At 73.6% G+C, this 12,244-nt stretch carries 12 protein-coding genes; 3 read left to right on the plus strand and 9 right to left on the minus strand.

Features of this window, described 5'->3' with window-relative positions:
* The coding region (locus ACWEVN_RS40915; RefSeq protein ID WP_452054876.1) for an RDD family protein at window positions 1-765 on the minus strand (765 nt) is incomplete at its 3' end.
* A gap of 34 nt (window positions 766-799) precedes the next feature.
* Here ACWEVN_RS40915 and ACWEVN_RS40920 point away from each other — a divergent pair.
* The gene (locus tag ACWEVN_RS40920; protein ID WP_449683742.1) at window positions 800-1,807 is read left to right on the plus strand and encodes a stage II sporulation protein M; all 1,008 of its coding nucleotides are present in this window, start codon (window positions 800-802) and stop codon (window positions 1,805-1,807) included.
* Here the strand turns inward: ACWEVN_RS40920 and ACWEVN_RS40925 are convergent.
* The 5 genes from ACWEVN_RS40925 to ACWEVN_RS40945 are packed head-to-tail and all read right to left on the minus strand — an operon-like array spanning window position 1,804 to window position 7,018.
* Entirely contained in the window at window positions 1,804-3,096 is a 1,293-nt protein-coding gene (locus ACWEVN_RS40925; protein ID WP_452054877.1) for a DUF58 domain-containing protein, read from the minus strand. The genes ACWEVN_RS40920 and ACWEVN_RS40925 overlap by 4 nt on opposite strands.
* A gap of 1 nt (window position 3,097) precedes the next feature.
* Entirely contained in the window at window positions 3,098-4,069 is a 972-nt protein-coding gene (locus ACWEVN_RS40930; protein WP_449683740.1) for an AAA family ATPase, read from the minus strand.
* A complete protein-coding gene (locus ACWEVN_RS40935; protein ID WP_452054878.1) occupies window positions 4,066-5,205 on the minus strand; it encodes a DUF4350 domain-containing protein in 1,140 nt (379 codons plus the stop codon). The genes ACWEVN_RS40930 and ACWEVN_RS40935 overlap by 4 nt, the downstream gene beginning before the upstream one ends.
* Complete coding sequence (locus ACWEVN_RS40940) at window positions 5,202-5,843, minus strand: DUF4129 domain-containing protein (RefSeq protein ID WP_452054879.1); 642 nt, start codon at window positions 5,841-5,843, stop codon at window positions 5,202-5,204. Before ACWEVN_RS40940 ends, ACWEVN_RS40935 begins: the two co-directional genes overlap by 4 nt.
* Window positions 5,837-7,018 carry a hypothetical protein gene (locus ACWEVN_RS40945; RefSeq protein ID WP_452054880.1) on the minus strand — a complete coding sequence of 394 codons (1,182 nt, stop codon included), beginning with the start codon at window positions 7,016-7,018 and terminating at the stop codon, window positions 5,837-5,839. Before ACWEVN_RS40945 ends, ACWEVN_RS40940 begins: the two co-directional genes overlap by 7 nt.
* 250 nt (window positions 7,019-7,268) lie before the next feature.
* On the opposite strand from ACWEVN_RS40945, the gene ACWEVN_RS40950 reads away from it, so the two are divergent.
* Complete coding sequence (locus tag ACWEVN_RS40950; protein WP_449683736.1) at window positions 7,269-8,291, plus strand: neutral zinc metallopeptidase; 1,023 nt, start codon at window positions 7,269-7,271, stop codon at window positions 8,289-8,291.
* Here ACWEVN_RS40950 and ACWEVN_RS40955 read toward each other — a convergent pair.
* Both ACWEVN_RS40955 and ACWEVN_RS40960 read right to left on the minus strand, forming a co-directional pair.
* Entirely contained in the window at window positions 8,284-8,715 is a 432-nt protein-coding gene (locus tag ACWEVN_RS40955; RefSeq protein ID WP_452054882.1) for a hypothetical protein, read from the minus strand. The two genes, ACWEVN_RS40950 and ACWEVN_RS40955, sit on opposite strands and share 8 nt — an antisense overlap.
* A gap of 81 nt (window positions 8,716-8,796) precedes the next feature.
* On the minus strand, window positions 8,797-9,876 hold the full coding sequence (locus tag ACWEVN_RS40960; protein WP_449683735.1) for a potassium channel family protein: 1,080 nt from the start codon (window positions 9,874-9,876) through the stop codon (window positions 8,797-8,799).
* A gap of 79 nt (window positions 9,877-9,955) precedes the next feature.
* On the opposite strand from ACWEVN_RS40960, the gene ACWEVN_RS40965 reads away from it, so the two are divergent.
* Window positions 9,956-10,324, plus strand: a complete 369-nt coding sequence (locus ACWEVN_RS40965) for a DoxX family protein (RefSeq protein ID WP_449683734.1) — start codon at window positions 9,956-9,958, stop codon at window positions 10,322-10,324.
* A 167-nt stretch (window positions 10,325-10,491) separates the two neighbouring features.
* Here ACWEVN_RS40965 and ACWEVN_RS40970 read toward each other — a convergent pair.
* Window positions 10,492-12,244 (minus strand): 3'-5' exonuclease (locus ACWEVN_RS40970; RefSeq protein ID WP_452054881.1); only part of this gene is annotated, 1,753 nt, incomplete at its 5' end.

The raw sequence follows: 12,244 nt of genomic DNA on the forward strand, positions 1-12,244 counted from the left end.
GGCCTGGACCGCCCGGGCGTGGTCGCGGTTGCGCCGCTCCGCCAGCACCGCCGCCAGGAACGCCCACGGCGGCACCCCGGGCGGCACCGGCGTTCCCAGCGCGTTGCCCACCTGCTGCGCGAGCCCCCAGCCGAGCGCGTGGGACGCCTCCGGGCGCAGCTCGCGGAACCGGGCGAGGAACTGGCGGCTGGCCAGCGCGAGGTCGTCCGGCAGGCGGGTCAGGTCGAGCTGCGACGCCCAGCCTTCGAGGCCCGGCGGCATGCCGATCGCCGCGTACGCCGCACCGTCCGGGACGCGCTCGCGGACCACCAGCGTCCCGGCGAGGAAGTCGCCGACGCGGCGGCCGTTCGACGAGCACAGCGACACGATCACCGCGACCGCGCCGAACAGCCCGAGCGCCCAGAAGTCGACGACGAAGCCGCCGAGGCCGCGGACCAGCGCGTGCCGGAAGCGGATCGGGCCGCCGTCGACGCGCACCACCCGCAGGCCCACCGCCATCTTGCCCAGGGAGCGGCCGCGCGTGAGCGTCTCGGAGATGACCGGGTAGCCGACCATGACCAGCACGACGAAGACCAGCAGCAGCGCCACGAAGAGCGACTCGTCGTCGGCCGGCGTCACGAACGAAAGCACCATGGCCGCCGCCAGCAGCAGGGCCAGCTGCAGGAGGACGTCCAGCGCCATCGCCAGCGCGCGGCTGGCGAGTTTGGCCACGCGCAGGTCCAGGACGACCGCTTCGCCGGTGACCAGCTCCGATTCCTCGTGCACGAAGACCAGCGTATCGACGGATAGGGTGGCCGGTGTGGATGTGGACGTCTTCGTCGCCGCGCACGCGGCGGAGTGGACCCGGCTCGGCGAGCTGACCCGGCGCGGCGGCAAGCTGACCGGGCCGGAAGCCGACGAGCTGGTGACGCTCTACCAGCGGACCGCGACGCACCTGTCGATCGTGCGGTCGGTCGCGCCGGACCCGGCGCTGCTCGGCCGGCTGTCGGACCTGGTCGCCCGCGGCCGGGCGGCGGTGTCCGGGTCGCACAACCCGGCCTGGCGCGAGGTCGCCCGGTTCTTCACGCGCCGGTTCCCGGCCGCGGTCTACCTTTCGCGGCGCTGGTGGATCCCGGCCGCGCTGGTGTCGATCGCGGTGATGGCGGTGATCGCCGTCTGGGTCGCGCGCGACCCGCTCGTGCGCGCGTCACTCGGGACGCCGGACGAGCTGCGCGAGCTGACCAAGCCCGGCGGCGACGCGGAAACGTACTACTCGACGGGACCGGCGGCGTCCTTCGCGGCGCAGGTCTGGACGAACAACGCGTGGGTGGCGGCGACCTGCCTGTTCCTCGGCGTCGCGCTGGGCCTGCCGGTGCTCGGCGCGCTCTGGCTGAACTCGCTCAACGCCGGGATGATCATCGGCGCGATGAGCGCGGCCGGCCGCGGCGACGTGATGATCGGCCTCCTGCTCCCCCACGGCCTCCTGGAGCTGACGGCGGTGTTCGTCGCGGCGGGAACGGGGCTGAAGCTCGGCTGGACGGTGATCGACCCGGGCCGCCGCTCCCGCACGGCGGCGCTCGCCGAGCAGGGCCGGTCGGTGGTGGTGATGGCGCTCGGGCTGACGTGCGTGCTGCTGGTGTCCGGCGTGATCGAGGCGTTCGTGACGCCGTCGGGCTGGCCGACGTGGCTGCGGGTGGGCATCGGCGCGGCGGTGGAGGTGGCGTTCCTGGTGTACGTCTTCACGCTGGGCCGCCGCGCGGCGAAGGACGGCGAGGTCGGCGACCTGGACGCCCGCGACGCCGGCGACGCGCTGCCCGAGTCGGCCTAGAGCCGTCCCGCGGCCTTCAAGGCCAGGTAACGGTCCGCCAGCGCCGGCGGCAGTTCCTCCGGGACCGCGTCCACCACGTGCACCCCGTGCCGCACCAGGCGTTCGGTCACGCGCTGCCGCTCGGCCGTCGTGCGAGCCGCCGAAGCCGCGTCGTACACCGCTTCCGCGTCCCCGCGGGCCGACAGCATCTCCGCCACCCGAGGGTCCGCCACCGACGCCACCACCAGCTCGTGCCGGCCCGTCAGCGAACTCAGCACCGGGAAGAGGCCCTCCTCCAGCGGTGCCGCGTCCAGCCCGGTCAGCAGCACCACCAGCGCGCGCCGGCGGGTCCGCTGGAGCACCTCCGCGATCATCCCGCGCGCGTCCGTCTCCACCAGCGACGGCTCGAGCGGGGCCATCGCGTTCACCAGCGACGTCAGCAACGACGCCCCCGATGAGCCCTGCACCGCCGCGCGCAGGCGGCGGTCGCAGGCCAGCAGGTCGACGCGGTCGCCCGCGCGGGAAGCCAAGGCAGCCAGCAACAATGCCGCGTCCATCGCCGCGTCCAGCCGCGGTGCGTCGCCCACCCGGCCCGCCGACACGCGGCCCGTGTCCAGCACCAGGACCACGTGCCGGTCACGCTCGGGGCGCCACGTGCGGACCATGACGTCCGCCGCGCGAGCCGTGGCGCGCCAGTCGATCGAGCGGACGTCGTCGCCGATGACGTACTCGCGCAGCGAGTCGAATTCCGTGCCCTGGCCCCGGATCAGCACCGCGTTGCGGCCGTCGAGCTGCTGCAGCCGCGCCAACCGGGACGGCAGGTGCTTGCGGCTGTGGAACGGCGGCAGCACCCGGACCGTCCACGGCACCGCGTGCGAGCCCTGCCGGGCGGCCAGGCCCAGCGGCCCCACCGAGCGGACCGTCACCCGGGCCGCCGTCCGGTCCCCGCGCCGGGTCGGCCGCAGGGACGTCACCAGGGCCCGCCGCTCCCCCGCCGGGACGTGCACGGCATGCCGGTCGGCCGCGCCCGCCGACGGCGGCCACGCGTCGCGCAGCTGCCCGCGCACCGCACGGCCACCGGGGTTCGCGACCACCAGCCGCACCTCGCACGGCTCGCCGAGCCGGACCGAGGTGTCGCCCGAGCGCGCGAACGTCAGCGCCCGCACGCTGCCCGCCAGCGCCAGGTCGACGGCGACGAGCACCAGCAGCACCGCGCCGACCGCCAGGAGCCCGGTGGTCGACGGCAACAGCAGCCCGACCACCAGTGCGCCGAACAGCGCCAGCAGCCCGAGCCTTCCGGTGACGGCCATGTCAGCGCGGCACGGGCACGGACGCGAGCACGCGGTCCAGCACGCCGTCCGCGGTGACGCCTTCGAGCTCGGCCTCCGGCCGGACGTCCAGGCGGTGCCGCAGCGCGGGCCGGGCGAGGGCCTTGACGTCGTCGGGCGTCGCGTAGTCGCGTCCGGCGAGCCACGCCCACGCGCGGGTCACCGCGAGCAACGCCGTGGCGCCACGCGGGGAAACGCCGATCCGCACCGACGGCAGCGACCGCGTCGCCCGGCACAGGTCGACGACGTACCCGATCACCTCGGGCCCGATCGTCACCCGCGCCACGGCTTCGCGCGCCGCCGCGAGTTCGGGAGCTCCCGCGACGGCCTTGAGGCCCGCCGCGGCGAGGTTGCGCGGGTCGAAGCCCTGCGCGTGCCGCCACAGGATGCCGATCTCGTCCTCGCGCGAGGGCGCCGGCATGGTCAGCTTGAGCAGGAACCGGTCCAGCTGCGCCTCCGGCAGCGGGTAGGTGCCCTCGTACTCCACCGGGTTCTGGGTGGCGATCACGATGAACGGGTCCGGCAGCGGCCGCGACTTGCCGTCGATCGAAACCTGCCGCTCCTCCATCGCCTCCAGCAGCGACGACTGCGTCTTCGGCGGCGTCCGGTTGATCTCGTCGGCGAGCAGCAGGTTGGTGAACACCGGCCCCTCGCGGAAGGAGAACTCGCCGCTGTGCGCGTCGTAGACGATCGAGCCGGTGACGTCGCCGGGCATCAGGTCCGGCGTGAACTGCACGCGCGTGGTCTCCAGGTCCAGCGCCGCGGCCAGGGCCCGCACCAGCAGCGTCTTCGCCACGCCCGGGACGCCTTCGAGCAGCACGTGCCCCCGGCAGAGCAGCGCCAGGATCAGCCCGGTGACGGCGGCTTCGTTGCCGACGACGGCCTTGCCGACCTCGGCGCGCAGCGCGATCAGCGCGTCGCGGGCCCCGGTCGCGTTCTCGGTACCGCTGGTCAAGTTCGCCCTGCCTCTCGTTCCACCTGATCGAGTTCGCCGGCCAGCCGGACCAGCGCGGGGTCATCCGGCACCGGCGGGCCGTAGAGGATCGCGCCGACGTCGTTCGCCGGACGGCCGGTCCGCGTGCTCACCGACGCCACCAGCGCCGCCGCGTCGGCGTCGCGCGGCAGGCCCAGCGCGGTCCGCAGCCGGCCGCGCGCGGCTTCCCGCAGCGTCTCGCCCGCGTGCCCGGCCGCCTTGGCCCGCCGGTACAGCCGGGCGCGGCCCTCGGCCGTTTCGGCCGCGCGGACGACGATCGGCAGCGGCTCGGTGACCACCGGGCCGAGCCGGCGGGCCCGCCACAACGCCAGCAGGGCCACCGCGACGAGCGCCTGCGCGGCGCCGTAGTACCAGCCGTCCGGGATCAGGTCGAAGATCGACCGGCGGGAGTCGTCCAGCGCCGGGTCGGACGTGGTCGGCAGGTACCAGACGAGCTTCGGGTGCGCGCCGAGCAGCCGCAGCGACAAGGCCGCGTTGCCCTGCTCGGCGAGCCGCTGGTTGGTCAGCGGGGCCGGCGTGCCGAGCAGCGTCGTCGTGCGGTTCCCCTCGGCGAGCTGCAGCAGCGTGCCGCCGCCGTCCTCGCCGGGGTAGCACGAGCGCGCGCCGGGCGAGGTGTAGCCGATCCCGCCGAGCGTGGCCTCGCCGGCCGCGACCGCCGCGGCGACCGTGCACTGCGGCGGCAACGTCCCGACGTCGCTGCGCCCGGCCGGGTGCACCAGCGGCAGCGAATCCCGCAGCGTCACCTCGCCCGGCGTCACCAGGACGACGTCGGCCGCGCGCTCCCGCAGCGCGTCGAACCGCTTCGCCGGGGCCAGGTCCGGGGCGGTCACCAGCAGCGTGGTGTCCTCGCCGACTTCGGCGTCCGCTTCGGCGACCGTGTGCGCGGTCCGGACGTCGACCCCCTGGTCCTTCAGCAGTTTCACCAGGGCGTGCGCGCCGCCGGGTTCGTACGAGCCGGGTTCGAGGGCGCCGTAGGCCTGCTCGCCCCGGCCGAGCAGCAGCAAGGCCCCGGCGACGAAGATCAGGACGAGGAGGGCTAGCGGGATCCGGGCACCGCGCCAGATCCGGCGCAGATCCGGCGAGACCGAGGTGCTCACCGGGCCGCCATCGCGACCGGCCGCTCACGGCGGCAGCGTTCGTCCAGCTCGGTCAGGGTCCGGTACGCCGCTTCGGTGCCTTCGCGGCCGCCGTAGTGGACGTCGTCGAAGAGCCGGGCGCCCTGCCGCAACTGGTCCGCGACGTTCGGCAGCAGCTGCCCGGCTTCGGCGGCGGCTTCGTCCGCCGTCCGCCCGGAGCGGACGTCGAGCAGCGCGCGTTCCTCCAGGGCCCGCACGACGGCGCGGAAGCGGTCGCGGACCGCGTCGTCGAACCGGCCCGCGGCGGCGGCTTCCGCGGCCGAGCGGCGGTAGTCGGCGGCGTTCTTGCGCTGCCCGCCGAAGACGACGCGCTCGGCCCGCGCCGCGCGGGCGACCTTGCCCGTGCGCACCCGGATCACCACGACGAGCACGATCAGCAGGGCCAGGACCAGCAGTACGCCGAAGATCCCGCCGGGAACGTCCGAGGACAGGCTGTTCAGCAGCTTGTCCAGCTGCTCCCCCAGCCACCGGCCGATCTCCTGCAGGAAGCTCGGCCGCGCCTCGCGGTACTTCGGGTCGGAGAGTTCCTGCTCGGCCGCGCGGCGGGCCGCGTCCCGGTCGAGGTCGACCGGGACGTCCGTCAGCCGGAAGGTCACCATGCCGGGGGCGGCTGCACCCCGGCGGCGCGAGCCAGCTCGATGTCCATGCCTTCGCGGCGCATCCGCTGGTCGAGGTAGACGATCACGGTGACCAGCGCGACGAACGGGATCGCGACGGTGCCGGCGATGATCTGCCCGGCCGACGCCAGCAGCAGGTCACCGGTGCTCGGCACGGTCACCTTGCCCGGGTTGAACATCTGGCTGAACATGCCCGTGCCGATGGTGAACGGCAGCTGGATGATGTTCTCGAAGAACGACTCGATGATCCGGGCCAGCAGCAGCACGCCGAGCACCCGCCAGAACGCGCCGCCGCCGACCAGCTTGACCGACCGCGCGAACGCCTCCCGGAACGTGCCGCGCTCGAGCACCAGCGCCGGGGCGGCCAGCGCCCAGAACACCCAGGCGAGCACGCCGGGGATGATGCAGAGCATGACGCCGATGGTGCTCAGGAGCGCGTAGACGAACGCCACGCCGAGCAGCGGCAGCAGCCGCGGCTGCACCTCGCGCCAGGCGATGCCGAAGCTGACCTCGCGGCCCAGCGCGGCCCGGCCCATCACCGCGGCCATCAGGCCGGTGGTGACGGTCAGCAGGAGCGTCGAGACCAGCGTCGAGGAGATCAGCACGATGAACAGGTCGCCGAACGTGCCGAAGAGGGCGTTGCGCAGTTCCTCTTCGGTCGCCGCCGGGCCGAGTTCGACCGTGGTCGCGAAGCTCTCCAGGTCGGTGAGGACGTACCTCTGCAGGACGAACGTGAGCGCGGCGCTGAGCACCGCCACCACCGCGCCGATGCCGAGGATCAGCAGCGCGTGCCGGCGGATCGCGGTGATCGCGCCGTCGAGGATGTCGCCGATGTTGAGCGGCCGCAGCGCGATCACGCCGGGCTTGCCGAGCCCGTCCGGGTTCCAGCGCGGCGGCTGGTACTGCTGCTGCCCGGAGAACGGCGGCAGCGCGTCCGGCCGGTAGGACGACCCGTGCTGCCAGCCCGGCGGCGGGGTCGCGGGCGCGGCCGGGGTGTCCGGTGCCTGCCAGCCGCGGGGCGGCGTCGGCGGTGACGCGGCGTGATCTCCGGGTGGCTTCGGCTCACTCGATCCGGGGGCGGGAGCCGAGGGCACGCCCTGGCTCGGAGTCGGCGTGTCGGCACCCTCGCCGCCGGGCGCGCCACCGGTGTCTGTCATCGAAGCCCCTCGCCTGCAGTACCTGCTTGGCAACACTCTCTCAGAGCCCGTTGCACCCGGCCAGACCTGGGGTGACGTCGGTGCGTCGTGACGCGGTGCGCACGGACGGGTGCGAGACGGGCCGTTCCCCCGATATGCTGAATGGCGGGATCGGGTACCCCCGGTCCGTACCGAGACCCTTCGGGACTGCCTAGTGACGCAACCGCCCCCCGGCCAGGAACCGCCTCGCGGAACCGTTCAGCCGCCGCCGGTGCCGGATGCGCAACCGGATCTCCCGTGGCTGGGCCGCCCGCACACCGTGTCCGCACCGAGGCGCCGGTCACCGGCGGCCGTGATCGGCGTGTGCCTCGGCGCGGTGGCCGTGCTGGTGCTCGGGCTGGTCGCGATCGTGGCCCTCAACCGCGACGACACGCCGCTGGCCAACCCGAACCTCCGCGACGTCCCGTCGTCCCAGGACGTCCCCCCGCAGCAGCTGCCGCCCGGCGGCGCGGGGGCCCCGGCGTCGGCGTCGAACCCGGCGACCGAGCTCTCCACGCCCAGCCCGACCGGCCCGCAGAAGATCCTCAAGCTGGCCGACCACCCGATCCTGCAGGACCCGAACGCCGGCCTGCAGAACCGCGTCTGCACGCTGCCGGCCTGGCAGAGCACGCAGAACGGCGCGGAAGCGTTCTTCACCGCGGCCAGCAAGTGCCTGGACGCGGCGTGGGGCCCGTTCCTCGAGGCCTACCACCTGCCGTTCACGCCGCCGTCGCTGCACTTCCCGACCGGCGCGAGCTTCGAGACCGAGTGCGGCACGATCCAGGTCGGCATCGCGACCGCCGCGTACTACTGCGAAAACAACCTGTACGTCCCGTTCCGCGGCCTGCAGACCGACCAGTACGGCAACAACCCGGGTGTCTACCTGGCCCTGTTCGCCCACGAGTACGGCCACCACGTGCAGGAGGTCGCCGGGCTGATGGACGCGGCCTGGCAGAAGATCTACGAAGCGGGCCAGAACAGCCCGGCCGGGCTGGAGATGTCGCGGCGCAAGGAACTGCAGGCCCAGTGCTTCTCGGGGATGTTCCTCGGCGCGCACGTCGACCAGGGCGGCACGATCAGCCGCGACATGTACAACAAGGCCTGGAACGACCAGGAGACCCGCGGCGACAACACCTCCCGCAGCCACGACCACGGGACGAACGCGCACTACGCGTCCTGGTGGCGGGCGGGCGCGACGAGCAACCGGATCGCCGACTGCAACACCTTCGCGGCGCCGTCGTCCGAGGTCAGCTAGCCGTTCTGGGGCCGGTTCTGGTGCGCAGCGGGATGCTCAGCCACAGGTAGGCGAACATCCCGCCGGAGAAGCACGCGAACACCAGCAGGGCCAGGCCGAGCGGGCGCCGGGCGTCGGACGCGCCCATCGACGTGTCCGCGGCGGTGACGGTGACCGACCCCGTGTCGGGCAGCACGTCCGGCACCGCGACCTCGACCCGCTCGCCCTGGCCGTGCCCGCAGCCGTCGAGCGTGCCTTCGTGGGCCTTCCCGGCGACGGTGAACTTGACGGTTTCCTTCGCGTCAGCCTGGCCGCAGGGCGCCGGCTTGGTCACCTCCGCCTGCACCGGCGCACCCAGGACGTCGTTGCCGATGCCGAGCAGGCCGGGCCCGGCCAGCCAGGCGAGCAGCACGACGAGCACACCCGTCGCGGCGGGGATCGCCACCGTGGGCCACGTGAGGGCGAGGGATCGCGGGGGCACCCGGCCATGGTTCCAGATCCCGCGGGCAAAACCCAGGCGCCCTGGTCACCGCTCGATCTTCTCCGCCTGGGTGACCTTTTTGACGTAAAGCAGCTTGTCGCCCGGTTCGATGGCGTCGGCCTGCGGGGCGTCCACGCGGTACAGGACGCCGTCGCGGACCAGGCCGAGGACGAGGTCGGCCAGGTGCCGCGGCGAACCGCCCTCTTCGGACGGTTCGACCGCCCGTTCGGCGATCGCCAGCCCCGATTCGGGGGTCAGCAGGTCCTCCATGATGTCGACGACGAGCGGCGTCGACGTCGCCATGCCGAGCAGCCGCCCGGCCGTCTCGCTGGAGACGACGACCTGGTTGGCGCCCGACTGCTTGAGCAGGTGGACGTTCTCCGCCTCCCGCACCGACGCGACGATGTGCGCCTTGGGCGCCAGCTCGCGGGCGGTGAGCGTGACGAGCACCGCCGTGTCGTCCCGGTTCGGGGCGACCACGACCGCCCGCGCGTGCTGGACCGCGGCGACCCGCAGGACGTCCGCCCGGGTGGCCGAGCCGTGCACGGCGACGAGGCCGAGCGCGCTCGCCGCGTCGAGGGCCTGCTGGTCGGTGTCGACGACGACGATCTGCTCCGGGGCGACGTCCTCGTCGCCGAGCAGCGCGTTGACGGCGGACCGGCCCTTGGTGCCGAACCCGACGACGACGGTGTGGTCGCGCACCTTCGTCCTCCACTTCTGGATCTTGAACGCCTGGCGGGAGCGCTCGGTGAGCACTTCCAGGGTGGTCCCGACCAGGACGATGAGGAAGAGCACCCGCAGCGGGGTGATCACCAGGACGTTCACCAGCCGCGCGGACGACGTGGCCGGCGCGATGTCGCCGTAGCCGGTCGTCGAGAGCGAGACGGTGGCGTAGTACAGGCTGTCCAGCAGGGAGAGGCCGTCGCCGTTGGCGTCGCGGTAGCCGTCGCGGTCGAGGTAGACGATGACCACCGTGGCCAGCAGCGCGAGCGTCGCACCGATGATCCGCTTGACGATCGAGCGGAGCGGGCTGACCGTCAGCTCCGGCATCCGCAGGACGCCGACGAGCTCGTGGTCGGGCCGATCGGTGAGACTGCCCAGCGGCAACCGTTTGAGCGCCTTCATGCTGGCTCGTGTCGAGCGTCACTCACGCCCGGAGGATAGCCGAACCGGACACCGCGCCGCCGCGTGGAACGATGAGTCCATGGCAACCTCGCAACGGCCCGCGCACGTGTTGGCGGGCGCGCTGGGCTTCATGGGCGTGCTCCACTTCGCCGTCCCCAAGCCGTTCGACGGCCTGATCCCGGCGTCGCTGCCGGGCTCGCGGCGGGCCTGGACGTACGGCTCGGGCGTGGCGGAACTGGCGGTCGCGGCCGCGGTGGCGACACCCCGCACCCGCCGCCTCGGCGGCCTGGCGGCGGCCCTGCTCTTCCTGGGCGTCTTCCCCGGCAACGTCAAGATGGCGCTGGACGCGGCTTCGGCCCCGGCCCCCCAGCGCGCGATCGCCTGGGCCCGCCTCCCCCTCCAGTGGCCCCTGATCGCCTGGGCCCTGAAGGTCCGCGACAACGCGTAACCCGCGTGATCGAGCCCGGATCTCGCGTGACCGAACCCGGATCCCGCGTGACCGAAGCCGGATCCCGCGTGATCAGGGCCGGATCTCGCGAGTTCCGGCTCCAATCACGCCAGTCACGTCCCCGATCACGCCAGTCACGTCCCCGATCACGCGAGTTGCGGGGCTGATCACGCCTCGGGGAGGTCGCGGAGCAGGCCGCGGAGGGCTTCCGGGGCCAGGAGGTCGGCCGGGCGGATCGTGCGGTTCGCGCGGACGTAGTGGAACGCCGCGCGGACCCGCTCCACCGGGACGTCCTTCAGCGCCGCCCAGGCCATCCGGTACGCCGCCAGCTGGACCGACAGCGCGGGGATGCGGGACTCCGGCGGGACCGCGCCGGTCTTCCAGTCGACCACCGTCCAGCCGCCGTCGGGGTCGGCGAACACCGCGTCCATCCGGCCGCGCAGGGTGATGCCTTCGACGTCGGCCGAGAACGTCACCTCCACCGCCACCGGGACCCGCGCCGCCCACTCGCTCTTCTCGAACTCCGTCTGCAGCTCCTCGAAGTCCGCGTCGGGGGCCTCGCCGAAGTCGGCCGCGCCCGGGAGGTCGTCGATCTCGATGAGCTGGTCGCCCGCGAAGCGGCGCTCCAGCCAGCCGTGGAACTCCGTGCCGCGGCGGGCGAAGCTGTTGGGCTCCACCGGGAGCGGGCGGCGCAGGTCGGCGGCGAGACGGCCGGCGTCGTCGGCCAGGGCGACCAGCTGGCTCACCGAAAGCCGCGACGGCAGCGGAACCCGGTGCACGTGGTCGTCCTTGCGCGCCCACTCCTCGAGCAGGACGTCGGTGTCGGTCAGCCAGCCGTCGGGATCGTCGTCCTCGTCTTCGTCCGAAGGCTCGGCGGCCAGGGCTTCGGACACCAGCTCGACGCCGGTCTGCACGCCGGTGCGGCGGTCGCCCAGCGGGTCGACCGGCCAGCGCGCCGCCCGCGAGTCCGTCACCAGCGGGTTTTCGTCGTCCTTGTCCGGTTCCGGCGCCCACTCCGCGAGCTGCCCGATGCCGGTTTCGCGCAGGACGTCGGCGATCTCGGTGAGGAACTCCGACGGCCCCTTCGCGCGGCTGCTGCTTTCGTTCCACCAGTGCCCGGAGACGATCATCGCGTGCTCGGACCGCGTCAGCGCGACGTAGCAGAGCCGCCGTTCTTCCGCTTGTTCCCGTTCGACGAACCCGGCTTCGTGCAGCTCCAGTCCTTCTTGGACTTCCTTGCGGTCGTAGCCCTCGGCGATGGCCAGCGTCGGCAGGTCCTCGGCGTCACCGCGCAGCTTGGCGGGCAGCGACGTCGCCGTCCGCAGCCACGACGACGACCGCCGCCGCCCGGGGAAGACGTCCTGCACCAGGTGTGGCACGGCGACGACCTCCCATTCGAGGCCCTTCGCCGAGTGCACGGTCAGCACCTGCACGCGGTCCGGCACGACCTCGACCTCGCCGGGCGTGAGCCCGTCTTCGGCGTGCGCGGCGGTGTTCAGGTAGTCCACAAAGGACAGCAGGGTGGCGGTCGGCGCCGTTTCGGCGTAGTCGGTGACGACTTCGGCGAACGCGTCCAGGTGCGCCCGTCCCGCGGATCCGGGCCGGGCCAGCGATTCGACGTCCAGCAGCATGGTGCGTTCGACGTCGGCGACGAGCTCCGGCAGCGACTGGTCGAGCCGCCGCCGCAGCGCCGCCAGCTCCCACCCGATCCGCCGGATCCGCTGGTAGCCCTCCTGGGAGTACCGCTCCGGGTCGCCCGGCTCGTCGATGGCGTCGATGAGCCCGGCCTGCTCGACGCGCTCGACGACCAGCTCCGGCGTGTCCGGCTTCTCCGGGCTCGACAGCTCGCCGGCGCGCCGCCACAGCGCGGCGACGTCGGCGGCGGAGAGCCGCCAGCGCGCGCCGGTCAGCAGCGCGATG

The sequence above is a fragment of the Amycolatopsis sp. NPDC003861 genome (genome assembly GCF_053605405.1).